This window comes from Pseudomonas sp. B21-059, assembly GCF_026016285.1.
Taxonomy (GTDB): domain Bacteria; phylum Pseudomonadota; class Gammaproteobacteria; order Pseudomonadales; family Pseudomonadaceae; genus Aquipseudomonas; species Aquipseudomonas danubii.
This window is the reverse complement of the sequence record NZ_CP087201.1, coordinates 434,766-457,510: the sequence shown is the minus strand read 5'-3', so window position 1 is coordinate 457,510 and position 22,745 is coordinate 434,766. Positions and strand designations below refer to the sequence as shown.

Below are 22,745 nucleotides of genomic sequence, written 5' to 3'. Positions count from 1 at the left end.
TTCAGCCTTGCCAAGACAAAGACCGCCACCGGCATTAGAATGTCGCGCATTCTCTTTTGGTGACAGCGATATGACTGATCAGCGCAAAGGCAGCGATGCCGAACCCACCACGCACTTCGGCTTCAAGAACGTTCCTGAAAGCCAGAAGGCGGAAAAAGTCGCAGAAGTGTTCCACTCGGTAGCGGCCAAGTACGACCTGATGAATGACGTACTGTCCGGCGGCATGCACCGTTTGTGGAAACGCTTCACCATCGAGCTGTCGGGCGTACGCGCCGGCAATCGCGTACTGGACATCGCGGGCGGCACTGGCGACCTGACCAAGCGCTTCTCCCACCTGGTAGGCCCTACTGGCCAAGTGGTACTGGCCGACATCAACGAGTCCATGCTCAAGGTCGGTCGCGACCGCCTGCTGGACCTGGGTGTGGCCGGCAACGTCGAATTCGTTCAGGCCGATGCGGAAAAACTGCCCTTCCCGGACAACCATTTCGACTGCGTGACCATCGCCTTCGGCCTGCGCAACGTCACCCATAAAGAAGATGCCCTGCGCTCCATGCTGCGAGTGCTCAAGCCCGGCGGCCGGCTGTTGGTGCTGGAGTTCTCCAAGCCGACCAACGCGCTGATGTCCAAGGTCTACGACGCCTATTCGTTCGCCTTCATGCCCCTGGCCGGCAAGCTGATCACCAACGACTCGGAGAGCTATCGCTACCTGGCCGAATCGATCCGCATGCACCCCAACCAGGAAACCCTGAAGTCGATGATGGTCGAGGCCGGTTTCGACCGCGTGACCTATCACAACATGACCGCAGGCATCGTCGCCCTGCACCGCGGCATCAAGCCCTGATGTTGCTCAGCGGCCTGCTCGCCAGCGTCGAGACCGGCATCAATCGGGTGTTGCGTCTGGACAGTACGGCTCTGCCGCGCCTGCAGCACCTCAATGGCAAGGTGATCGCAGTGGATTGCCGCAACCCGGCATTGCAGCTGTTCATCCTGCCCAGCGACGAAGGCCTGATGCTGGCCTCCCAGTGGGCTGCGGACCCTGACTGCACCCTCCGCGCACCGGCTTCAAGCCTGATGCGCCTGGCACTGAGCAAGGACAAGACCGCGATCCTGCACAGCCCCGAAGTAGAGCTGGAAGGCGACAGCGGCGTGCTGCTGGACCTGGCGGCCATCCTCCAGGACCTGGAGCTGGACTGGGAATACGAACTGTCCCGGTGGCTGGGCCCGGTGGCCACCCAACTGTTCAGTGGCCATGTGCGCAGCCGCGCCCGCTGGTATCAACAAGGATTTGCCAGCCTGAATCAGAACCTCGCCGAATTCCTCGCCGAAGAATCGCGCACCCTGGTGGGTCAGCGCGAAGCCGAAGCGCGCTTTCGTGAGCTGGATCAGGCCAAACTCGACCTGGAACGTCTCGAGGCGCGCTTCGAGCGCCTTTCCCGCTCCCTTGACCCAAGCGATAACGCATGAAGCTGCTTGCCGTCCGCCGTCTGTTGCGCATCCAGCGCGTCGTGATCCGTTACCGCCTCGATGACCTGCTGTTTGCCCTGCCCTTGCCCTGGTTTCTCCTGGCCCTGCGCTTCGCCCTGCCCTGGCGCTGGTTCCCGCGCAAGCCGCTGGAACTGAGCCGCGGTGCCCGGCTGCGCCTGGCGCTGCAGGACCTGGGGCCGATCTTCATCAAGTTCGGGCAGATCCTCTCCACCCGCCGCGACCTGCTGCCGGAAGACATCGCCGACGAACTGATGCTGCTGCAGGACCGGGTGCCACCGTTCGATTCGCAGAAATCCGTGGCCCTGATCGAAGAGCAACTGGGCAAGAAGATCAGCGACGTGTTCAGCCGCTTCGACATCGAGCCGCTGGCCTCGGCCTCGGTGGCCCAGGTCCACGCCGCCAAGCTCAAGACCGGTGAAGAAGTGGTGGTCAAGGTGATCCGCCCCGGGCTCAAGCCAATCATCGCCCAAGACCTGGCGTGGCTATTCATCCTCGCCCGCGCCGCGGAAAAGCTTTCGGCCGACGCGCGCCTGCTGCACCCGGTGGACGTGGTCAGCGACTACGAGAAAACCATCTACGACGAGCTCGACCTGCTGCGCGAGGCGGCCAACGCCAGCCAGCTCAAGCGCAACTTCGAAGGCTCGCCGCTGCTGTATGTGCCCCAGGTCTACTGGGACTGGTGCCGGCCGAAAGTGCTGGTGATGGAGCGCATCTACGGCATTCAGGTGACCGATCTGGCAACCCTGGCCGACCAGCGCACCGACATGAAGATGCTCGCCGAGCGCGGTGTGGAGATCTTCTTCACCCAGGTGTTCCGCGACAGTTTCTTCCACGCCGACATGCACCCGGGCAACATCTTCGTCAGCACCGTGCAGCCCTGGAGCCCGCAGTACATCGCCATCGACTGCGGCATAGTCGGCAGCCTGACCCCGGAAGACCAGGACTACCTGGCGCGCAACCTGTTCGCCTTCTTCAAGCGTGACTACCGCCGCGTGGCCCAGTTGCACATTGATTCCGGCTGGGTTCCGGCGGAAACCAAGCTCAACGAATTCGAGGCGGCGATTCGCACCGTGTGCGAGCCGATCTTCGAAAAGCCGTTGAAGGACATTTCCTTTGGCCAGGTACTGATGCGCCTGTTCCAGACCGCCCGGCGCTTCAACATGGAAGTGCAGCCGCAGCTGGTGCTGCTGCAGAAAACCCTGCTCAACATTGAAGGCCTGGGCCGCCAGCTGTACCCGGACCTGGACCTGTGGAACACCGCGCAACCTTTCCTCGAACGCTGGATGCGCGAACGGGTCAGCCCGAAAGCCGTGTTCGGCAATATCCACAACCAGATCGAACAGCTCCCCCACCTGGCCAACATGACCCGCGACCTGCTGGAACGCATGTCGCAGCCCCACGCCGCCAACCCTCCGGCGCCCTGGCACAAGCGCAAGGACGACTGGTTCCTGCGCCTGCTGGGCACCGCCCATCTGGGTGGCGGCGCCGTTCTGGCCGCCGGCGGTCCGCTGCAGGAGCTGGGCCACTGGCCTGCCGGCATCATGATTGCGGTGGGTTTGTATCTGATCGTTCGCCGATAGCCAGTGGCGCGACCTGCTGGCAAACTGTCGAAATCGCCGAGGCGTCACCAGCGGGTTGAGCCCGGTTGTCGGAGTCGAAAATGAAAGATTGGCTGGACCAGATCAAGTGGGATGCGGACGGCCTGGTGCCGGCCATCGCCCAGGATCACAAGACCGGGCGCGTGCTGATGATGGCCTGGATGAACCGCGAGGCCCTGAGCCTGACCGCTGCCGAGAACCGCGCCATCTATTGGTCACGTTCCCGTGGCAAGCTATGGCGCAAGGGCGAAGAGTCCGGGCACGTGCAGAAGCTGCATGAAATGCGCCTGGACTGCGACGCTGACGTGATCATCCTGATGGTCGAGCAGATCGGCGACATTGCCTGTCACACCGGCCGCCACAGCTGTTTCTACCGCGTCTACGAAGACGGCGAGTGGAAAACCGTCGAACCGGTCCTCAAGGACCCGCACGCGATTTATTCTGCAGGACACTGACATGAGCGATACCCTCACCCGTCTGGCCCAAGTGCTGGAAGAGCGTAAAGACGCCGCAGCCGACAGCTCCTATGTGGCCAGCCTGTATCACAAGGGGCTGAACAAGATTCTGGAAAAAGTCGGTGAAGAATCGGTGGAAACCATCATCGCCGCCAAGGACGCCGCCATCAGCGGTGACTGCAGCGATGTGATCTATGAAACCGCAGACCTGTGGTTCCATACCCTGGTCATGCTGGCACAGTTGGGTCAGCACCCCCAGGCCGTGCTCGATGAACTGGATCGCCGCTTCGGTCTGTCTGGACACGCCGAGAAAGCCTCGCGTCCGTCCGCCTGAACAACTTTCTAAGAGGAAACGCAGCATGGGCATTTTTGACTGGAAACACTGGGTCGTCATCCTGGTGGTCGTGGTACTGGTATTTGGCACCAAGAAGCTCAAGAACCTGGGCACCGACGTCGGCGAATCGATCAAGGGCTTTCGCAAGGCCATGAACGACGACGAAAAGCCCGCCGAGCCCGTAGTACCGCCAGCGGCACAGCCCGTGCCACCGGTTCAGCCACAACAAAGCGCTCCGCTGAACCAGCCGCACACCATCGATGTGCAGGCACAAAAAGTCGAAGAGCCGACCCGCAAAGACTCGTGAGCACTGACTAATGTTTGGTATCAGCTTCTCTGAACTGCTGCTGGTGGGCCTGGTGGCCCTGCTGGTGCTCGGCCCCGAGCGCCTGCCTGGCGCGGCGCGTACCGCCGGCCTGTGGGTCGGGCGCCTGAAGCGCAGCTTCAACGCGATAAAACAGGAAGTTGAACGTGAAATCGGGGCCGACGAAATCCGCCGGCAACTGCACAACGAGCACATTCTGTCCCTGGAGCAGGAAGCGCGGAAGATCCTCGCCCCGACCCAGCAGCAACCGACTCCGGTCGAACCGATAGCCGAGCAGACGATTCACTCGCCAAGCTCTGCGCCGGTAGCTGGAACGGCCCCTGTGACCGAAGCGCCGCTGCCAACGACTCCGATTGCCGAGCCTGCGGCCCCGGTGGCGACACCCGCCACCACGGCCCCCCACGACCCCACTTTGCCGCCGCGAGCCCCATGAGCGATATCCCAGAGAACGACCAACACATGCCGCTGGTGTCGCACCTCACCGAGCTGCGTACCCGCCTGCTGCGCTGCGTAGCGGCGATCTTCATCATCTTCGCCGGGTTGTTCGCCTTCACCCAGCAGATCTACACCATCGTCTCCACGCCACTGCGCCAGTACCTGCCGGTGGGTGCGACGATGATCGCCACCGACGTCGCCTCGCCGTTTCTCACCCCGCTGAAACTGACCATGATGGTCTCGCTGTTCCTGGCGATCCCGGTGATCCTGCATCAGATCTGGGGCTTTATCGCACCCGGGCTGTACAAGCATGAGAAGCGCATCGCCGTACCGCTGTTGGTGTCGAGCATCCTGCTGTTCTACATCGGCATGGCCTTCGCCTACTTCCTGGTGTTTCCGCTGATCTTCAAGTTCTTCGCTGCCGCCACTCCGGCCGGCGTGGAGATGATGACCGACATCACCAGCTACCTCGATTTCGTCATGACCCTGTTCTTCGCCTTCGGCGTGGCTTTCGAAATCCCGGTAGCGGTGGTGCTGCTGGTGTGGATCGGCGTGGTCAACGTGGCCTACCTGAGGAAGATCCGGCCTTACGTGATCATTGGCTGCTTTGTGGTGGGCATGATTCTCACCCCGCCGGATATCTTCTCCCAGACCCTGCTGGCCGTGCCCATGTGGCTGCTGTTCGAAATCGGCGTGCTGTTTGGCGGGCTGATCAGCAAGCGCGGCGACCACCCGGACGATGCCCCGGCTGACGATCACAACGACCAGCCGCCAGCGACCCAAGCGTGAACCTGCTGCTTCTGGAAGAGGCCGACTTCATCGCGGCCGACCTGGTGGTGCTGCGCGACCGGCGCCTGACCCATATGCAGGAAGTGCATCGGGTAGCGGTGGGCGACAGCCTGCGGGTCGGGCGTATCGGCGGGCTGATGGGTTCAGCCCAGGTGCTGCGCCTGGAAGCCACCGAAGCCGAGCTGCAAATCACCCTGGACCAGCCCCCCCCGGTCAAGCTGCCGCTGACCATGGTGCTGGCCCTGCCACGCCCGAAGATGCTTCGTCGAGTGCTGCAGACCGTCGCCGCCATGGGCGTGCCACGGCTGGTGCTGGTCAACAGCTACCGGGTGGAAAAGAGCTTCTGGCAAACCCCATTCCTGGAACCCGGGGCCATTCGTGAACAGCTGATTCTCGGCCTGGAGCAGGCTCGCGACAGCGTGCTACCTGAAGTGGTCATCGAAAAACGCTTCAAGCCTTTCGTCGAGGATCGCCTGCCGGCCCTCAGCGCAGGCACCCTGGGCCTGGTGGGTCACCCCGGCCAGTACCCGCCCTGCCCCCGCGGCCTGGATGAACCGGTCACCCTGGCCATCGGCCCCGAAGGTGGCTGGATCCCCTACGAGATCGATCTGTTGGCCAAGGCCGGCCTGCAACCGGTGCAATTGGGTGAACGCATCCTGCGGGTCGAAACCGCTGTCACAGCCCTCCTCTCACGCCTGTTTTGAGCAAAGGCTCCGTGCCAGCCGGAGCTTTCACCCGCAATATCAATTAGCCATCTACCTACAGAATCCACCGCTCCCGCCGATAGCCTATGGTTAAGCCCATCTTGCTAAAAGGGAGTTCGCAGCATGTACCGTTGGCTAGCCAGGAACCTGGGAAATGTAAGCGTCAGCCGCAAACTCGGTATCGGCTTCGGCCTGGTACTGCTTCTGACCCTGTTGATCACCGCCACTGGCTGGACTGGCCTGGGCCGAGTGATCGACCGTGGCGACAAACTGGGCAACATCTCCACACTCTATGGCATGACCAAAGACCTGCGCATCGCCCGTCTCAACTACGAGATGCACCATGGCGACCAAGGCCCGGCCGCCGTCAACGACATACTCAAACAACTCGACGAAGGTCTGCGGGCTGCCCGTGAGCAACTGCAGCAACCTGAAAGCATTGCCATGCTGGACCAGCAACTGAGCGCCGTGGCCGAGTACCAGAAAGCCTTTGCCGACATGACCCGCGCCACTACCAGCCGCGAGGCCGCCCGGGCCCAGCTCGGCGCCAGTGCCGACAATGCCGTGGCCCGTGTGACCGAGGTCGAGAAGTCGCTGCTGCAAGGCGACAGCGTGGCTCAGTTCAACAGCGTCATCGACCTCTCCAAACTGATCCAGCAGGCACGCTTCCAGGTGCGTGGCTACACCTATAGCGCCAAGCCGGCAGCCAAACAGCCGGCTCTGGATGCCATCGATAACGCGCTGAACAACCTCACCAGCCTGCCGACCCGCCTGCCGGAGCAGCACATTGCCAACCTGCAGCAGGCCAGTGACTCGCTTAAAGCCTACCGAGCGGCCGTCAGCAACTTCAGCGACGCCGAAGAGGCCAGTGCCGCGGCCCTCCTGCGCATGGCTGCCCAGGGCGACCGGCTGATGACACTGAGCAACCAACTGACCAGCGTACAGACCGCCAAGCGTGACAGCGATGCCAGCCAGGCCAAGAGCACCCTGCTGATTGCCACGGTACTGGCGTTGGTGTTTGGCCTGATTGCCTCGTGGGCCATCACTCGACAGATCATCCAGCCGCTGCAACAGACCCTCAAGGCCGCCGAACGTGTGGCGGCCGGCGATCTCAGCCAGAACCTGGCAGTGGATCGCCACGATGAACTTGGCCAACTGCAGAAAGCCATGCAACGCATGACCCTCGGCTTGCGGGAACTGATCGGTGGCATCAGCGACGGCGTGACCCAGATCGCCAGCGCCGCCGAACAGTTATCGGCCGTCACCGAGCAGACCAGCGCCGGGGTCAACAGCCAGAAGGTGGAAACCGATCAGGTGGCCACGGCCATGAACGAAATGGCCGCCACGGTGCAGGAAGTCGCGCGCAATGCCGAAGAGGCCTCAGAGGCCGCTGTAGCCGCCGATCAGCAGGCCCGCGAGGGTGATCGCGTGGTGAACGAGGCCATTGCCCAGATCGAGCGCCTGGCCAGCGAGGTAGGCCACTCCACCGAAGCCATGGGCCACCTCAAGCAGGAAAGTGACAAGATCGGCAGCGTACTGGATGTCATCAAGTCGGTGGCCCAGCAGACCAACCTGCTGGCCCTCAACGCCGCCATCGAAGCGGCCCGGGCCGGTGAAGCCGGACGTGGTTTCGCCGTGGTTGCCGACGAAGTACGCAGTCTTGCCCAGCGCACCCAGCAATCCACCGAAGAGATTGCCGAGCTGATCGTCGGCCTGCAAAGCGGCACCCAGCAAGTGGCCAGCACCCTGGACACCAGCCGCAGTCTCACCGACAGCAGCGTTGAACTGACCCGCCGGGCCGGGGGGTCGCTGGAGAACATCACCCGCACCGTGTCGGCCATCCAGGCGATGAACCAGCAGATCGCCGCGGCAGCCGAGCAGCAGAGCGCGGTAGCGGAAGAGATCAACCGCAGCGTGTTGAATGTGCGTGATGTGTCTGAACAGACTTCATCGGCCAGCGAAGAAACCGCGGCCTCCAGCGCCGAGCTGGCGCGGTTGGGGATTCACCTGCAAAGCCTGGTGGGGCGCTTCCGGGTCTGACGGCCCTGGCCGCCACCGCCCAAGGCGGCGATGATCACTACGATCGCGGTCTTGGGCAGTGGCCGCCTGAAGTGTCTTCGGCCCTCGGCTCAACCTAGCTGACTCGCAGCGGCTACAGGGGAGTGCCAGGCCCTCAAGCGCCTGCTGGCGGTGTAGCCGCTGCCGCAGGCTGCGACCGGCTGCGCAGCAGACGCAAAGCCGTTCACCACGATCCTGCTGGAGAGCCCCGATGCCCCTGGCGCCGACTGCGTCGTCGTTCGCAGCCTTCGGCAGCGGCTACAACACCTGACGCAGGAAAGCCTGGGCCCGAGGGTCTTTCGGCGCAGCGAAGAACACCTCCGGCGCCGCATCTTCCAGCAGCTTGCCGTGATCGAAAAACAGCACCCGATCCGCCACTTCCCGGGCAAAACCCATCTCGTGAGTGACGCAAACCATGGTCATGCCTTCCAGGGCCAGGGTCTTCATCACATCCAGCACCTCGCCGACCATTTCCGGGTCCAGGGCCGAGGTCGGCTCATCGAACAGCATGACCTTGGGCTCCATCGCCAGGGCCCGGGCAATCGCCACCCGCTGCTGCTGGCCGCCGGAAAGCCGCGAAGGAAACTCGTGGGCCTTCTGTGCGATACCGACTTTCTCCAGCAACGCCAGGGCCTTGGCCTCGCGCTCCTGCTTGCCCCGCTTGCGCACCACCTTCTGCGCCAGGCAGAGGTTTTCCAGCACGGTCATGTGGGGGAACAGGTTGAAATGCTGGAACACCATGCCGACTTCCCGGCGATAGGCGTTCACATCGGTCTTGGGATCGGCCAGTTGCAGGCCGTCGATGCTCACCGAACCCGAGTCGAACTCTTCCAGGCCATTGAGGCAACGCAGGAAGGTCGACTTGCCGGAACCGGACGGACCGATCACCACCAGCACTTCGCCCTTGGCCACCTGGGTGGTGACGTTATCCACCGCACGCACCACCTGGCCGCGGGTGTCGAAGACTTTTACCAGATCGCGGACTTCAATCACTTTGCGCGAGCCTCCGCTCAAGCCGACTGGCCATCTTCGACAGCGGCAGGTTGATCAACAAATACAGGCCCGCCACACAGAACAGGATCTCGAACGGCGAGAACGAGGTGGTAATGACTTCCCGGCCGCTCTTGAGCAGCTCGGTAATGGCGATCACCGACACCAGCGAAGTGTCCTTGACCAGACTGATGAACTGCCCGGCCAGGGGCGGCAGCACTCGCTTGAACGCCTGAGGCAGTACCACGTGACGCATCGACTGGCCGGCGCTGAGCCCCAGGGAGCGGGCCGCTTCGTTCTGCCCGCGGGTGATGGACTGCACCCCGGCACGGACGATTTCCGCCACATAAGCCCCGGTAAACAGCGACAGCGCGGCGATCCCGGCGAACTCTCGGGACAGGTTGAGCACCGTGCCGATGAAGAAATAGAAAATGAAGATCTGCACCAGCAGCGGCGTCCCCCGCACCAGCTCGACATAAATCGTCGACAGGTCGCGCAGGGTCGGGTTGCTGGACAGCCGGCACAGGCCGGTGCCAAGGCCGATGAGCAGGCCCAATACGCCAGACACCACCGACAGCCACAAGGTGGTCCACAAGCCCCACAACAGGGGGCCCGCCGCCCAATGCCGGGTCACGCCAATCACGTCACCTTCGGCCACGTCATCGCCGCTAGCCACCTGCAGGCTGCCTTCGTCGACACTCAGATGCTGCTCGGCACCCGAGTCACCGCGCAGGGTGACTTGAGCCTTGCCGCCCTGGCGCACAACCTCAGCGACGGTGGAGATCTCCGCCGCCCGCTGGGATTCTTCGGCCTGGTAAACGAAGTATTGGGGGACACGGTTCCAGCGCCATTCATAGGACATCAGCGAGGTGGCGTAGTAGAGGGCGCCGGCCAGGCCGATCAGCACCAGCACGGTCAATACGTGCCAGGGCCATTGGGCTTTTTTCTGTTTCATTGCTGTGCAGGTTCCGGAGTGGGTATTGCGAAATCAGACGCTTTCGCCGGCCAGCCGGCGCCTACACATGCCCCCGTAGGAGCCGGCTGGCCGGCGAAGGAGAACGGTGCGCGGTCACTGAAACGACCCGCACCGCCCAAGCAGCGTTACTCCATGTCCTTGAGCCACTCGGTGCTCTTGAACCACTTGTCATGGATGCGATCGTAGGTGCCGTCTTCGCGGATCTGGTGCAGGAAGTTGTTGATGAAATTGATGCTGTCGTAGTCACCCTTCTTCAGGCCAAAGGCCAGAGGCTCGTAGGTGAACGGCTTGTCGAGGAACGTCAGCTTGCCGTTGCCCACCTTGTTCACCGCCACCACGTTGTACGGGGCGTCGTAGATAAAGGCGTCGGCCTTGCCGTTGACCACGTCCAGCACCGCTTCCTGCTCGTTGTCGTAGCCGTGGTACTTGGCCTTGGCGATCAGCTTCTTGGCGACCATTTCCCCAGTGGTGCCCAGCTTGGAGGTGATGCGGTAGTCGGCGCTGTTCAGGTCCTTGTAGGACTTGATGGTGCCTTCCAGGTCCTTGCGGATCAGCAGGGTCTGGCCGACCACGATGAAGGGTTCGCTGAAGTTCAGGCGCAGGTTGCGTTCCTGGGTCAGGGTCATGCCGCTGCCGATCATGTCGAACTTGTCGGTGAGCAGGGCCGGGATAATGCCGTCGTAGCCAGTGGAAACCAACTCCAGCTTGACTCCCATGGACTTGGCCATGGCCTTGAGCAGGTCGACTTCGAAGCCGATGATTTCGCCACGCTTGTTGGTCATCTCGAACGGCATGTAGGTCGGGTCCATGCCGACCTTCAGCGTACCGCGCTTGACCGCGTCATCGATGGCGCCGGCCTGGGCGGTAGTGACCGCCAGCATGGCGGCGGCGCCTGCCAGCAGCAGCGAAAGATACTTCTTCATCTCAAGTCCCCTGAAGCCATTTTATTGTGGTGTCTGCACGCGGCAGGCCTGGAATGAAAATCTTCGGATATCAAGCCATTGTCGATCACGCACAGAAATTTGCGGGAGCGATGCTAACGCACTCGGCCGTTTGCACAAGGATTTTTGTTGTTACAAAGGGGGGATACGGGGCTATTGGCCACGCCAAGCAAAACGCCCTTGAGTGGAGGCTCAAGGGCGTTGGCTTCAGGCCGGTTGCGGCGCCGCCATCAGCGGCTGCAACGGCAGCAGCGGCGCATGGGGATCAGTATCCACCGACTGGCGCCAGGCATCCAGCCAATCGCTGTGGCCCTCGCTCCAGACTTGCTGGTGCAAGCGTCCCAGGGCCACCGGATCGCTCAACAGCGCCAGGCGCTCGCTGTTGTTCAAGGCCGCCGGGCCGACTTTCAGGGCATGGCGCACCCGTTCCTGGCGCAGCCACTCGATCGGCTCGGCCTGGGTGTGACGGGACGTGGCCAGGGCACAGGCCAGAGCGTTCTGCTGCGGGTCGACAACGGCGCGGATAAAGCCGTCGTTGAGCGCATGCCAACGGTTCTCGTGGGTGTACTGGTCGGTGGCCAGCAGCGCCTGAGGCGGAGCATATTCCTCGGGAATCAGGAACAGACTCTCGTCACGGGACTTCAGGCCCAGACCGACACGACTGGAGATCACCGACACCGGGATCGACAGCATCAGCGAACCGACAATCGGCACCAGCCACCAGAGGAAGCTGGGGTTCAGCCAGATCACCAGCAAGGCCCAGCAGAAGCCCAGCAGGGTCTGCGGACCGTGGCGGCGCACGGCTTCGCTCCATGGCGTGGAGTCGTCGTCACGTTGTGGCGAGTTCCAGGTCGCGGCCCAACCGAGGAACGCGGCCAGGACGAAACGGGTGTGGAAAATCATCCGCACCGGCGCCAGCAGCATGGAGAACAGCATCTCCAGAAGCATCGACAGGGTCACCTTGAACTTGCCGCCGAACTCTTTCGCACCCTTGGCCCAGATCAGGATGATGCTCAACAGCTTGGGCAAGAACAGCAGCACGATAGTCGTGGAGAACAGCGCGATGGCTTTGTCCGGGTGCCACTGCGGCCACAGCGGATACAGCTGCCGCGGTTCAAGGAAGTACTGCGGCTCCATCAGGGTATTGACCGCCAGCAGAGCCGTGGACAGCACCAGGAAAAAGAACCACAACGGCGCCGACAGGTAGGACATCACCCCGGTGAGGAACACCGCGCGGTGCACCGGGTGCATGCCCTTGACCAGGAACAGGCGGAAGTTCATCAGGTTGCCGTGGCACCAGCGCCGGTCACGCTTGAGTTCGTCCAGCAGGTTCGGCGGCAGCTCTTCGTAACTGCCAGGCAGATCGTAGGCAATCCACACGCCCCAGCCGGCACGGCGCATCAGCGCGGCTTCAACGAAGTCGTGGGACAGGATCGCACCGGCGAAGGCACCTTTACCGGGCAATGGCGCCAGGGCGCAGTGCTCGATGAACGGCTTCATGCGGATGATCGCGTTGTGGCCCCAGTAGTGCGACTCGCCCAACTGCCAGAAGTGCAGGCCGGCAGTGAACAGCGGACCATAGACCCGGGTGGCGAACTGCTGCATGCGCGCATACAGCGTGTCCATGCCCGAGGCCCGTGGCGCGGTCTGGATGATCCCCGCGTCCGGCGTGGCTTCCATCAGGCGCACCAGGCTGGTCAGGCATTCGCCGCTCATCACGCTGTCGGCGTCGAGCACCACCATGTACTTGTAGTCGCCGCCCCAGCGACGGCAGAAGTCGTCGAGGTTGCCGCTCTTGCGCTTCACCCGGCGCCGGCGGCGGCGATAGAAGATCTTGCCGAAGCCCTTGGCTTCCCGGCAGACATCCAGCCAGGCCTGCTGCTCGGCGACGCAGATATCACTGTCGTTGCTGTCGCTCAAGACGAAGAAGTCGAAGCGATCCAGATCGCCAGTAGCCGCCACCGACTCGAAGGTGGCGCGCAGGCCGGCAAACACCCGCGGCACGTCTTCGTTGCAGATCGGCATCACCAGTGCGGTACGCGCGTCCTTGGGAATCGGCTCGTTGCCGGCGCTGGCCCCGGAAATGCGGTACTTGTCGTGACCGGTCAACAGCTCCAGGAAGCCCATCAACGCAGTCCAGAAACCCGCCGACACCCAGCAGAACAGGATGCCGAAGAGGATCAGGATGCTGGTCTGCAGAGCATAGGGCAGCACTTGCTGCGCGGTCTGCATCAGCGGCTGGTGCATCACCTCTTCCAGGTCGACGAAGGACCAGCCCTGATACGGCATGATGCCTTTCATGTACCAGCCGGCGACGATGGTCTGGCCGAGCATCAGCACCAGCAGGATGTAGCGGCGGATCGAACCCACGGTGCGCCAGCGGGCAGCCGGCAGCACACGCTCATCCTTCTTCGGCGCCGGCGGGTTGGTGCGCCCGGTCAGGCGCCGCCAGCCGCGCACCAGGATATTGGTGCGCCACGGCTCCGGTACCACCTTGGTGCGGCGGATCGGCGGCGTGGCCTTGAGGCAGACCCGACCTTCGGCGTCGACCGCAAGCATCTCCGCTTCTTCGAGTTCCGCGGCGGTGCTCAGGGACAGACGCTGGCCCACCGATACCTGGGCGGCATCGGTTGGAGCGTCGAAGGTCGTTGACGACAGACGTTGGTGCAGTTCGCTGAAGGACTGGCAGCCCGCGAGCTCCGCGCGCTGCGCATCCGACATCGGCAAGTGCGCCAGGTACTCGGCAAGAGTCTCTGGCTGTAGTTGAGAGTTACTCATCGGCAGGCAACTGATAGCTCCAGGTCTCGGTCAGGACTTGTTCAGTTTTAACCGGTTCCGGTGTGGCTGGGGCCGCCTCGGCAGCAGGCTGCTTGGCGTCTTTGTGGTCCTTGGCGTTCTTGGCGTCTTTGGCCGGCTTGGCGTCAGCCTGCTTGGCCGCTGCCGCAGCGGCTTCCTTCTCCTTCTTCTCCTGTTGCTTGGCGGCGATCTTGTCGGCCTTGGCAACGGAGGAGTTGGAGTTTGGCGTCGAGGCCTTGGCCGGCTCGGCTACCGGGATGTTGCGCACCAACGCGGCCCGCATCTCGGTGGCCTTGCTCGCATCCTTGATCTTCATCCGCAGAGTCAGGCGCCAGCCTTTGGTTTCCGGGTTGTAGCGAACGCTGTTTTCCACCAGCTCGGCGTTGTCGCCAACACTGACCTGGCTGCGCACTTCGGCGTTTTCCGGCAATGCCGCCAGGGATGGGCCCTGGAAGTCCACCAGGTAGGCAACGCTGCCATCGGGTTGACGAATCAGGTTGGATTGCTTGACGTCACCGGTGGAGCGCAGGGTCTGCTGCACCCAGGCGCTGTCAGGCGAATGCAGGGCGGCTTCGTCGATGGTCCAGTGCATACGGTAGGCGAAGTCCAGCGGCTGGCCCGGTTCAGGCTGCTTTTCCGGGCTCCAGAAGGCCACGATGTTGTCGTTGGTTTCGTCCGCAGTCGGGATCTCTACCAGGTCGACGGTGCCTTTGCCCCAGTCGCCCTTGGGCTCGATCCAGGCGCTTGGGCGCTTGTCGTAGCGGTCGTCGAGGTCTTCATAGTGGCTGAAGTCGCGGCCACGCTGCAGCAGGCCGAAACCACGCGGGTTCTCTACCGAGAAGTTGCTCACGGCCAAGTGTTTCGGGTTGTTCAGAGGACGCCAGATCCACTCGCCGTTGCCGGCATGGATCGACAGGCCACTGGAATCGTGCAGCTCGCGGCGGTAGTTGAGGACTTTCGACGGCTGGTTGGCGCCGAACAGGTACATGCTGGTCAGCGGGGCCAGGCCCAGCTTGCCCACCTTGTCACGCAGGAACACCCGAGCCTTGACGTCGACGACGGTGTCGGCGCCCGGACGCAGGGTCAGGCGGTAGGCGCCAGTGGCCCGTGGCGAGTCCAGCAGGGCGTAGATCACCAGGTGCTTGTCGGTTGGCTTGGGCTGCTGGATCCAGAACTCGCTGAAACGCGGAAACTCTTCGCCGGACGGCAGGGCGGTGTCGATCGCCAGACCACGAGCGGACAGGCCATAAGTGTGGCCTTTGCCAATGACGCGGAAGTAGCTCGCGCCCAGCATGGTCATGATTTCGTCTTGCTTGTCAGCCTTGTTGATCGGGTACAGCACACGGAAACCGGCATAGCCGAGCTTTTCGGTGGCCTTGGGATCAAACTTGACGTCGCCGAAATCGAAGCGGCTCGGGTCGTACTTGATCTCGGAAACAGTGTTGGCGCTGATCTCGTTGATCTTCACCGGCGTGTCGAAGTGCATGCCCTGGTGATAGAACGACAGCTTGAACGGGGTCTTCTGATTGGCCCATTCGGCTTTTTCGCTGAGGAAGCGGATTTTCTGGTAATCCGCGAACTTCATCTCACGGAACTCGTTCGGCAGGTTACTGCGCGGGGCCTCATACTTCTGCCCGGCCAAGTCTTTGGCCTTGGCCGACACATCATCCAGGTTGAATGCCATGAGTTGACCGGCGCCGAACAGGCAGACCAGCGCAGAGCCCGTCACCAGTGCGTTTCGTAACCGTTTGGCAAACAAGTTTGGTGCATTACAGGGACTAACAATCACGAGCAACCCTCGCCGAAAACAGATCAAAGAACCAACGGCCAGCTATCTATATGCCAGGTTGGCGAGCATTGTTCCGACTCCGATGGGGCTAAATGATTCCCCAAACGGCCGTGGACAAGTCTCTACTAAAGTCAAAATGGACCAACGAACGCTGATCCCCGTAGCGCGCGATTATCTAGTAGCCCGCGTTACAACGCATCAGGGGTAACAAAGTATTTATCGTGAAAAACAGCAGTTTCCGGCTCAAATCGGCGGAAAAAGCTGTTTCAGGCGTTTTCAGGTCTGTAACAGGAAGGTTACCGGGCCATCGTTGACCAGATGCACCTGCATGTCCGCGCCAAAACGCCCTGATGCCACTTTGCCATGCAACTGTTGCGCCTTCGCTATCAGGTAGTCAAAAAGCTCTTCGCCAAGGGCCGGTGGTGCAGCCGTGGAAAAGCTTGGGCGCAACCCGCTCTTGGTGTCTGCCGCCAAGGTGAACTGCGACACCAGCAGCAGCCCGCCCTGCACATCCGCCAGGGACAGGTTCATCTTGCCCTCAGCATCGCTGAACACCCGATAGTTAAGCAGCTTGTGCAGGAGTTTGTCGGCGCTGGCCCGAGTGTCCTCGGGCTCTACCGCCACCAGCACCAGCAAGCCCTGGTCCACCGCACCGACTATTTCCCCGGCCACTTCCACCCGCGCGCCGCGCACGCGCTGCAACAGGCCCTTCATGCTTCTTCGGGCGGCAGGTCAAGCAGGCGGCGCGCCATCTGATCAGTGGCGCGTACCAGAGCGTCGGTAATGCCCGGTTCCGAGGCGGCGTGACCAGCGTCGCGTATCACCTGCAGCTCGCTGTTGGGCCAGGCCTGATGCAGCTCCCAGGCGTTGTCCAGGGGGCAGATCACGTCGTAGCGACCGTGGATGATGACCCCGGGCAGATGGGCAATCTTGCCCATGTCGCGGATCAACTGGTCCGGTTCGAGGAACGCGTTGTTGATGAAGTAATGGCATTCGATCCGGGCAATCGACAGCGCCCGCTGTGGCTCGGAGAAGCGGTCCACCACCAGCGGGTTCGGACGCAGGGTCGCGGTGCGCCCTTCCCAACCCGACCAGGCCTTGGCGGCATGCATCTGGGCGATCTGGTCATTGCCGGTCAGGCGCTTGTGGAAGGCGCTGACCAGGTCATGACGCTCCTCCAGGGGAATCGGTGCCACGTAGTCCTGCCAGTAATCCGGAAACAGGCGGCTGGCGCCACACTGGTAGTACCACTGGATTTCCTGGGGACGGGCCAGGAAGACGCCCCGCACGATCAGGCCCAGCACCCGATCCGGGTGGGCCTGGGCATAGGCCAGGGCCAGGGTCGAACCCCAGGAGCCACCGAACAGCACCCATTTGTCGATGCCCAGGTGCTGGCGAATCCGCTCCAGGTCCGCCACCAGGTCCCAGGTGGTGTTGTTCTCCAGGCTCGCGTGGGGGGTGGAACGCCCGCAACCGCGCTGGTCGAAGGTGACGATGCGGTACAGGTTCGGGTCGAAATAGCAGCGACTCGCCCCATCACAGCCCGCCCCCGGGCCACCGTGAATGAACACCACCGGCAAACCTTCCGGTGAACCACTTTCGTCGACATACAGCACATGGGGCTTGTCGACGGCCAGATCGTGCCGGGCATAGGGTTTGATCTGCGGGTACAAAGTCTGCATTACGCGCTCCGTGGAGGTCGGGTTCATCCCTGCTGGGGACTTCATTTATGCTGCCGTTTGGCATCATAAACCCGAATTACGCAATCAGCATGTCCTTGAAGAAAACAGGGTTGTTCAAGGGATTGCAACGAGTTGCGCAGCGCGCTTGGCGAGCAAGCTCGCCCCTACATAAAGGCGTGCATCCGCGATAGGAGCCAGCTTGCAGGCGCAAGCAATGTCAGCGGTAACGCTCCTGCCCCCAGGCCAGCAGCCCCTGCAGCAATGCCTTGAGCACCACCTGGGTCGGGGCCGCCAGGTCCTCGCGATAGCGGAATGGCTCGAACTCCTCCATATAGGCGCTCTGCGCCAGTTCCAGTTGCACCGCATGAATGTGCTCGGCCGGGTTGCCGTAATGCCGGGTGATATGACCGCCCTTGAAACGACCATTGAGCACATGGGTGTAATCGCCGTGGGCGGCGCAGATGCTCTCCAGACGGCCGGCCAGTTGCGGATCGCAGCTGGCGCCGTTGAAGGTGCCGAGGTTGAAGTCCGGCAGCTTGCCCTCGAACAGATGAGGGATCAGCGAACGAATGGAGTGGGCATCGAACAGCAAGGCATAGCCGAACTCGGCCTTGAGCCGCGCCAGCTCCTCCTGCAGGGTGCGGTGATAGGGCCCCCAGACCTGCTCCAGGTACTGTTGCCGCTCTTCTTTGGACGGCGCCTGCCCTTCAACGAACAACGGCTCGCCATCGAACAGCGTCGCCGGGTACAAGCCGGTGGTAGCACCGACGTACAGCGGCTTGTCGTCAGACGGCCGGTTCAGGTCGATGACGAAACGCGAGTATTCGGCCGCCAGGGTGCTGGCTCCCAGCTCCTCGGCGAACTGATACAGCCGCGGAATATGCCAGTCGGTGTCCGGCAGGCTTTGCGCCTGTGGAACCAGCCCGGCCATCACTGCCGGGGTCAAGCGCGTACCGGCGTGGGGCATGCTGATCAGCAGGGGCACCCGGCCTTGTTTGAATGTCAGAACCTTATCCACAACCTGTCTCCTAAACAGTCACTTCAACGCCGTGTCGCACGACGCGTTTTTCCAGGTCGCCGCCCAGCCAGTAGGCCAGGTCGGCGGGACGATCGATCTGCCAGGCGACAAAGTCCGCCACCTTACCCACCTCCAGTGAACCATGGGTCTGCTCCATGCCCAGGGCCTGGGCCGCGTGCAGGGTGACCCCGGCCAACGCCTCTTCCGGCGTCAACCGCAAACAGGTGCAGGCCATGTTCAGCATCAGGCGCAGCGACAACGCCGGCGAAGTCCCGGGATTGAGGTCGCTGGCCACGGCAATCTTCACCCCGTGCTTGCGCAGGGCTTCCATCGGCGGCAACTGGGTTTCCCGGAGGAAATAGAAAGCCCCCGGCAACAGCACCGCCACGGTTCCCGAAGCCGCCATGGCCATGGCATCGTCCTCGGTCATGAACTCCAGGTGATCGGCAGACAGCGCCCGGTAGCGCGCTGCCAGGCTCGAGCCATGCAGGGACGACAATTGTTCGGCGTGCAGTTTCACCGGCAGGCCGAGCTGTTGCGCGGCGATAAACACCCGCTCCACCTGCTCCGGAGAAAACGCCAGGTACTCACAGAAGGCATCCACCGCATCCACCAGCCCTTCGGCCGCCAGGGCCGGGAGCATCTCGCTGCAGATATGCTCGATGTAGTCGTCGCTGCGCTCGGCATATTCCGGCGGCAGAGCGTGAGCCGCCAGGCAGGTGCTGCGCACACTGACCGGCAACTCCTCGCCAAGACGGCGGATCACCCGCAGCATCTTGCGCTCGCTGGCCAGGTCCAGGCCGTAGCCGGACTTGATTTCGACGCTGGTGACACCGTCGCGCAACAGGCTCAGCAGACGCTTGCGGGCGCTGACGAACAGCTCCTCTTCAGTGGCCGCGCGGGTCGCCCGCACGGTGCTGGCGATACCGCCACCGGCCGCGGCGATCTCGGCATAGCTCACGCCCTGCAGGCGCTGCTCGAACTCGCCACTGCGGTTGCCGCCGAACACCGTATGGGTGTGGCAATCGATCAGGCCCGGAGTCACCCAGGCGCCTGCCAGGTCCTGGACCTGGTGGTCATCGGCGACCGGCGCCTGCTGGCGCCGGCCGATCCACTCGATGTGCGCCCCTGACGTCACGATGGCCGCGTCCTCGATGATCGAGTAAGTGCCCTGGGCCATGCTGGCGACGTTGCAGTGTTGCCAAAGAGTTCTCATCCAAGGCCTCCGTTAATGATCAGTAGGTAAAGAAGAATCGACGCGGATCTGCTGAGCCTGCCCCGCCGCCGGCTTGACCCACAGCATATAGGCCACTACCAGCAGAACGATCCACACCACGCCCACCATCAGCGCCGCTTGAGTTTTCGGGAAATAGCCCAACACGCCGAAGATGAACAGCATGAAGGCAATCGCCGCTGCCGGCGCCCAAGGCCAGAACGGCACCTTGAACTGCAACCGGGCCACTTGCTCGGCGGTCATGGAGCGGCGCATGGCCACATGGGTCAGCAGAATCATCAGCCACACCCAGACCGTGGCGAAGGTGGCCAGGGAAGCGATCAGCAGGAAGATGTTTTCCGGGATCAGGTAGTTCAGCACCACCCCACCCAACAGCGTCACGGCCATCACCACCACGGTCATCCACGGCACGCCGGCCTTAGAAATCTGGGCAAAGCCCTTGGGCGCCTGCCCTTGCTGGGCCAGGCCGTACATCATGCGCCCGGCACCAAAGATATCGCTGTTGATCGCCGACACCGCCGCCGAAATCACCACGATATTAAGGATGGTGGCCGCCGAGCTGATGCCCAGGCTGTCGAAGATCTGCACGAAGGGGCTGCCCTGGGTGCCGATCTGCGGCCAGGGGAAAATCGACATCAGCACGAACAGGGTCAGCACATAGAACAGCAGGATGCGCAGCGGCACCGCGTTGATCGCCTTGGGGATGACCCGCTGCGGGTCCTTGGCCTCGCCGGCGGTGACACCGATGATCTCGATGCCGCCAAAGGCGAACATCACCACCGCAAAGGAAGCGATCACCCCGCTGATGCCATTGGGCATGAAACCGCCATGGGCCCAGAGGTTGCTGGCGCCAGTGGCCTGCTCGGTGGCCGCGCTGCCGATACCGAACAGCATGATGCCGAAACCACCGAGGATCATGGCGATGATCGCCCCGACCTTGAGCAGCGACAGCCAGAACTCCATCTCGCCGAAAACCTTGACGCTGCACAGGTTCAGCCCGCCGATGAGCAGGACGATGCCCAGCACCCAGATCCAGCGCGCCACCTCGGGAAACCAGAAGCCCATATAGATGCCAAAGGCGGTGACGTCCGCCAGACAGACGATCAACATCTCGAACGCGTAGGTCCAGCCCAGGATAAAGCCCGGCAGGGGCCCCAGGTACTGGCTGGCGTACTGCCCGAAGGAGCCGGACACCGGGTTGTGCACGGCCATCTCCCCCAGGGCGCGCATCACCATGAACACCGCTGCACCACCAATCAGGTAGGCCAGCAGCACCGCCGGGCCGGCCATCTGGATGGCGGAGGCCGAGCCGTAGAACAATCCGGTGCCAATGGCCGACCCCAGGGCCATGAAGCGAATGTGGCGGGCCGTCAGCCCCCGACGTAATCCTGTTTCTTGCGATTGCATGTCATCGTCCCTTTTATTGTTATCGGACAAGTGCGCCCCGCGCCGTAGCGCGGGGCGGCAGAAGCGGACGCTCCGCGCCCATCTTGCAGGTGAAGCGAACCCAATCGGGCCACCGCTCTCGGCCGAGCGCGGAGTGATCTGGCGGCCCGGCGTGCATTACAGGCTCGGCAACAACTGGGCTGGCAGCAGCCCATTCAGGCACCGCGAAGCCAACAACTCGCTGGCCGCGTTGATATCCGGTGCAAAGAAACGGTCCTTCTCGTAATACGCCACTTTCTCGCGCAGGGTGGCGCGGGCTTTTTCCAGGGTCGGCGAGGTTTTCAGGCCTTCGCGCAGGTCCAGGCCCTGACAGGCCGCCAGCCATTCCACGGCCAGCACACCGCGGGTGTTCTCGGCCATTTCCCACAGGCGCTTGCCGGCGGCCGGCGCCATGGAAACGTGGTCTTCCTGGTTGGCGGAAGTGGGAATGCTGTCCACCGAGTGCGGGTGGGCCAGGGCCTTGTTCTCACTGGCCAGGGCCGCAGCGGTCACCTGGGCAATCATGAAGCCGGAGTTGACCCCGCCATTGGCCACCAGGAACGGCGGCAGCTGGGACATGTGCTTGTCCATCATCAGCGAGATACGGCGCTCGCTCAGGGACGCGATCTCGGCGATGGCCAGGGCCATGTTGTCGGCCGCCATGGCCACGGGTTCGGCGTGGAAGTTGCCACCGGAAATCACATCGCCTTCGGCAGCGAACACCAGCGGGTTATCGGACACCGCGTTGGCTTCGACCACCAGCACTTCGGCCGCCTGGCGGAACTGAGTCAAGCAGGCGCCCATCACTTGCGGCTGGCAACGCAGGGAGTACGGGTCCTGGACCTTGTCGCAGTTCTGGTGCGAGGCGGACACCTCGGTGCTGTCCCCCAGCAAGGCGCGATAAGCCGCAGCGGTGTCAATCTGCCCGCGCTGACCGCGAGCGGCGTGAATCCGTGGGTCGAACGGCGAGCGCGAACCCAGCACCGCTTCCACCGTCAGGCCGCCGCACACCAGAGCACCGGCAAACAGGTCTTCACCTTCGAACAGCCCGCGCAAGGCGAACGCGGTGGACACCTGGGTGCCGTTAAGCAGCGCCAGGCCTTCCTTGGCGGCCAGGGTCAGCGGCTTGAGGCCGGCGACTTCCAGGGCCGCGGTCGCTTCCAGCCACTGGCCCTTGTAGCGCGCCTTGCCCTCACCCAGCAGCACCAGGGACATGTGGGCCAAAGGCGCCAGGTCGCCGGAAGCGCCCACCGAGCCCTTGAGCGGGATATGCGGATAGACCTCGGCGTTGATCAGGGCGATCAGGGCATCGATCACCTGACGGCGGATGCCGGAGAAACCGCGGCTCAGGCTGTTGACCTTGAGCACCATGATCAGGCGCACCAGATCGTCGCTGATGGGCTCGCCCACGCCAGCGGCATGGGACAGCACCAGGGAGCGCTGGAGGTTTTCCAGGTCGGCGCTGGCGATGCGGGTCGAAGCCAGCAGGCCAAAACCGGTGTTGATCCCGTAGGCGGTGCGGTTCTCGGCGAGAATCTGCTCGACACAAGCGACGCTGGCGTCGATCTGCGCCGAGGCGCTGTCGTCCAGGGTCAGGGTCAGCGGCTGCTGATAGATGGCCCGCAGTTGGGCCAGGGTCAGTTGGCCGGGAATCAGGTTTAGCGCAGTCACATTCATGCTCCTTTTGAGAGTTTTGTAATAACTACCAGTC

At 63.0% G+C, this 22,745-nt stretch carries 21 protein-coding genes and 1 pseudogene; 11 read left to right on the top strand and 11 right to left on the bottom strand.

All coding sequences use genetic code 11. The features are described from left to right. The first annotated feature begins 70 nt into the window (after positions 1-70). The 11 genes and pseudogenes from ubiE (at position 71) to LOY69_RS30445 (ending at position 8,165) form a co-directional block, all read left to right on the top strand. Positions 71-841 (top strand): bifunctional demethylmenaquinone methyltransferase/2-methoxy-6-polyprenyl-1,4-benzoquinol methylase UbiE, encoded by a 771-nt coding sequence (gene ubiE, locus LOY69_RS02090; protein WP_011058802.1) that lies wholly within the window; start codon positions 71-73, stop codon positions 839-841. After that, positions 841-1,464 (top strand): SCP2 domain-containing protein, encoded by a 624-nt coding sequence (locus tag LOY69_RS02085; RefSeq protein WP_102882093.1) that lies wholly within the window; start codon positions 841-843, stop codon positions 1,462-1,464. The genes ubiE and LOY69_RS02085 overlap by 1 nt, the downstream gene beginning before the upstream one ends. Further along, the gene (gene ubiB, locus LOY69_RS02080) at positions 1,461-3,065 is read left to right on the top strand and encodes a ubiquinone biosynthesis regulatory protein kinase UbiB (protein WP_102882094.1); all 1,605 of its coding nucleotides are present in this window, start codon (positions 1,461-1,463) and stop codon (positions 3,063-3,065) included. The genes LOY69_RS02085 and ubiB overlap by 4 nt, the downstream gene beginning before the upstream one ends. Positions 3,066-3,145: 80 nt before the next feature. Further along, positions 3,146-3,538 (top strand): phosphoribosyl-AMP cyclohydrolase, encoded by a 393-nt coding sequence (gene hisI, locus LOY69_RS02075; RefSeq protein WP_011058799.1) that lies wholly within the window; start codon positions 3,146-3,148, stop codon positions 3,536-3,538. 1 nt (position 3,539) lies between these two features. After that, a complete protein-coding gene (locus tag LOY69_RS02070) occupies positions 3,540-3,872 on the top strand; it encodes a phosphoribosyl-ATP diphosphatase (protein ID WP_011058798.1) in 333 nt (110 codons plus the stop codon). A 25-nt stretch (positions 3,873-3,897) separates the two neighbouring features. Further along, on the top strand, positions 3,898-4,179 hold the full coding sequence (locus LOY69_RS02065) for a twin-arginine translocase TatA/TatE family subunit (RefSeq protein ID WP_102862782.1): 282 nt from the start codon (positions 3,898-3,900) through the stop codon (positions 4,177-4,179). A 10-nt stretch (positions 4,180-4,189) separates the two neighbouring features. After that, complete coding sequence (gene tatB, locus LOY69_RS02060) at positions 4,190-4,630, top strand: Sec-independent protein translocase protein TatB (protein WP_102882095.1); 441 nt, start codon at positions 4,190-4,192, stop codon at positions 4,628-4,630. Then, on the top strand, positions 4,627-5,421 hold the full coding sequence (gene tatC, locus LOY69_RS02055) for a twin-arginine translocase subunit TatC (protein ID WP_102882096.1): 795 nt from the start codon (positions 4,627-4,629) through the stop codon (positions 5,419-5,421). Before tatB ends, tatC begins: the two co-directional genes overlap by 4 nt. Next, complete coding sequence (locus tag LOY69_RS02050) at positions 5,418-6,125, top strand: 16S rRNA (uracil(1498)-N(3))-methyltransferase (RefSeq protein WP_265074075.1); 708 nt, start codon at positions 5,418-5,420, stop codon at positions 6,123-6,125. The genes tatC and LOY69_RS02050 overlap by 4 nt, the downstream gene beginning before the upstream one ends. Before the next feature lie 123 nt (positions 6,126-6,248). Then, positions 6,249-7,307 (top strand): annotated as a pseudogene (locus LOY69_RS30450) (methyl-accepting chemotaxis protein); the annotation flags it as partial. Further along, positions 7,293-8,165, top strand: coding sequence for a methyl-accepting chemotaxis protein (locus LOY69_RS30445; RefSeq protein ID WP_371826193.1), 873 nt, complete (start codon positions 7,293-7,295; stop codon positions 8,163-8,165). The pseudogene LOY69_RS30450 and the gene LOY69_RS30445, both read left to right, overlap by 15 nt. A 276-nt stretch (positions 8,166-8,441) precedes the next feature. On the opposite strand, the gene LOY69_RS02040 is transcribed toward LOY69_RS30445, so the two are convergent. From LOY69_RS02040 to hutH, 11 genes are all read right to left on the bottom strand, one after another. Continuing rightward, positions 8,442-9,176, bottom strand: coding sequence for an amino acid ABC transporter ATP-binding protein (locus LOY69_RS02040; protein ID WP_102862777.1), 735 nt, complete (start codon positions 9,174-9,176; stop codon positions 8,442-8,444). Continuing rightward, entirely contained in the window at positions 9,169-10,128 is a 960-nt protein-coding gene (locus tag LOY69_RS02035; RefSeq protein WP_102862776.1) for an amino acid ABC transporter permease, read from the bottom strand. The genes LOY69_RS02040 and LOY69_RS02035 overlap by 8 nt, the downstream gene beginning before the upstream one ends. A gap of 146 nt (positions 10,129-10,274) precedes the next feature. Further along, positions 10,275-11,072 carry a transporter substrate-binding domain-containing protein gene (locus LOY69_RS02030; protein ID WP_102862775.1) on the bottom strand — a complete coding sequence of 266 codons (798 nt, stop codon included), beginning with the start codon at positions 11,070-11,072 and terminating at the stop codon, positions 10,275-10,277. 225 nt (positions 11,073-11,297) lie between these two features. Continuing rightward, positions 11,298-13,868: a glucans biosynthesis glucosyltransferase MdoH gene (gene mdoH, locus LOY69_RS02025; RefSeq protein WP_265074074.1), complete on the bottom strand. Its 2,571-nt coding sequence runs from the start codon at positions 13,866-13,868 to the stop codon at positions 11,298-11,300. After that, on the bottom strand, positions 13,861-15,675 hold the full coding sequence (locus LOY69_RS02020; protein WP_102882204.1) for a glucan biosynthesis protein G: 1,815 nt from the start codon (positions 15,673-15,675) through the stop codon (positions 13,861-13,863). Before LOY69_RS02020 ends, mdoH begins: the two co-directional genes overlap by 8 nt. Positions 15,676-15,951: 276 nt before the next feature. Next, a complete protein-coding gene (gene dtd, locus LOY69_RS02015; RefSeq protein ID WP_102862773.1) occupies positions 15,952-16,389 on the bottom strand; it encodes a D-aminoacyl-tRNA deacylase in 438 nt (145 codons plus the stop codon). Continuing rightward, positions 16,386-17,357: a prolyl aminopeptidase gene (gene pip / locus LOY69_RS02010; RefSeq protein WP_102862772.1), complete on the bottom strand. Its 972-nt coding sequence runs from the start codon at positions 17,355-17,357 to the stop codon at positions 16,386-16,388. Before pip ends, dtd begins: the two co-directional genes overlap by 4 nt. A 217-nt stretch (positions 17,358-17,574) precedes the next feature. Beyond that, positions 17,575-18,375, bottom strand: coding sequence for an N-formylglutamate deformylase (gene hutG / locus LOY69_RS02005; protein WP_102882101.1), 801 nt, complete (start codon positions 18,373-18,375; stop codon positions 17,575-17,577). Positions 18,376-18,385: 10 nt separating this feature from the next. Continuing rightward, a complete protein-coding gene (hutI, locus tag LOY69_RS02000; RefSeq protein WP_170002079.1) occupies positions 18,386-19,591 on the bottom strand; it encodes an imidazolonepropionase in 1,206 nt (401 codons plus the stop codon). Between the two features lie 12 nt (positions 19,592-19,603). Then, positions 19,604-21,016 carry an amino acid permease gene (locus LOY69_RS01995; protein ID WP_110595380.1) on the bottom strand — a complete coding sequence of 471 codons (1,413 nt, stop codon included), beginning with the start codon at positions 21,014-21,016 and terminating at the stop codon, positions 19,604-19,606. Between the two features lie 156 nt (positions 21,017-21,172). Beyond that, positions 21,173-22,711 carry a histidine ammonia-lyase gene (gene hutH / locus LOY69_RS01990; RefSeq protein ID WP_102862768.1) on the bottom strand — a complete coding sequence of 513 codons (1,539 nt, stop codon included), beginning with the start codon at positions 22,709-22,711 and terminating at the stop codon, positions 21,173-21,175. Positions 22,712-22,745: the final 34 nt, after the last annotated feature.

What these genes read in the sequence shown, in the direction of transcription:
- tatC (WP_102882096.1), top strand. Translation starts at nt 4,627, where the DNA reads ATGAGCGATATCCCAGAGAACGACCAACACATGCCGCTGGTGTCGCAC.
- LOY69_RS01995 (WP_110595380.1), bottom strand. Translation starts at nt 21,016, where the DNA reads ATGCAATCGCAAGAAACAGGATTACGTCGGGGGCTGACGGCCCGCCAC.
- hisI (WP_011058799.1), top strand. Translation starts at nt 3,146, where the DNA reads ATGAAAGATTGGCTGGACCAGATCAAGTGGGATGCGGACGGCCTGGTG.
- hutI (WP_170002079.1), bottom strand. Translation starts at nt 19,591, where the DNA reads ATGAGAACTCTTTGGCAACACTGCAACGTCGCCAGCATGGCCCAGGGC.
- pip (WP_102862772.1), bottom strand. Translation starts at nt 17,357, where the DNA reads ATGCAGACTTTGTACCCGCAGATCAAACCCTATGCCCGGCACGATCTG.
- dtd (WP_102862773.1), bottom strand. Translation starts at nt 16,389, where the DNA reads ATGAAGGGCCTGTTGCAGCGCGTGCGCGGCGCGCGGGTGGAAGTGGCC.
- LOY69_RS02085 (WP_102882093.1), top strand. Translation starts at nt 841, where the DNA reads ATGTTGCTCAGCGGCCTGCTCGCCAGCGTCGAGACCGGCATCAATCGG.
- mdoH (WP_265074074.1), bottom strand. Translation starts at nt 13,868, where the DNA reads ATGAGTAACTCTCAACTACAGCCAGAGACTCTTGCCGAGTACCTGGCG.
- hutH (WP_102862768.1), bottom strand. Translation starts at nt 22,711, where the DNA reads ATGAATGTGACTGCGCTAAACCTGATTCCCGGCCAACTGACCCTGGCC.
- ubiE (WP_011058802.1), top strand. Translation starts at nt 71, where the DNA reads ATGACTGATCAGCGCAAAGGCAGCGATGCCGAACCCACCACGCACTTC.
- ubiB (WP_102882094.1), top strand. Translation starts at nt 1,461, where the DNA reads ATGAAGCTGCTTGCCGTCCGCCGTCTGTTGCGCATCCAGCGCGTCGTG.
- tatB (WP_102882095.1), top strand. Translation starts at nt 4,190, where the DNA reads ATGTTTGGTATCAGCTTCTCTGAACTGCTGCTGGTGGGCCTGGTGGCC.
- LOY69_RS30445 (WP_371826193.1), top strand. Translation starts at nt 7,293, where the DNA reads ATGCAACGCATGACCCTCGGCTTGCGGGAACTGATCGGTGGCATCAGC.
- LOY69_RS02065 (WP_102862782.1), top strand. Translation starts at nt 3,898, where the DNA reads ATGGGCATTTTTGACTGGAAACACTGGGTCGTCATCCTGGTGGTCGTG.
- LOY69_RS02030 (WP_102862775.1), bottom strand. Translation starts at nt 11,072, where the DNA reads ATGAAGAAGTATCTTTCGCTGCTGCTGGCAGGCGCCGCCGCCATGCTG.
- LOY69_RS02070 (WP_011058798.1), top strand. Translation starts at nt 3,540, where the DNA reads ATGAGCGATACCCTCACCCGTCTGGCCCAAGTGCTGGAAGAGCGTAAA.
- LOY69_RS02035 (WP_102862776.1), bottom strand. Translation starts at nt 10,128, where the DNA reads ATGAAACAGAAAAAAGCCCAATGGCCCTGGCACGTATTGACCGTGCTG.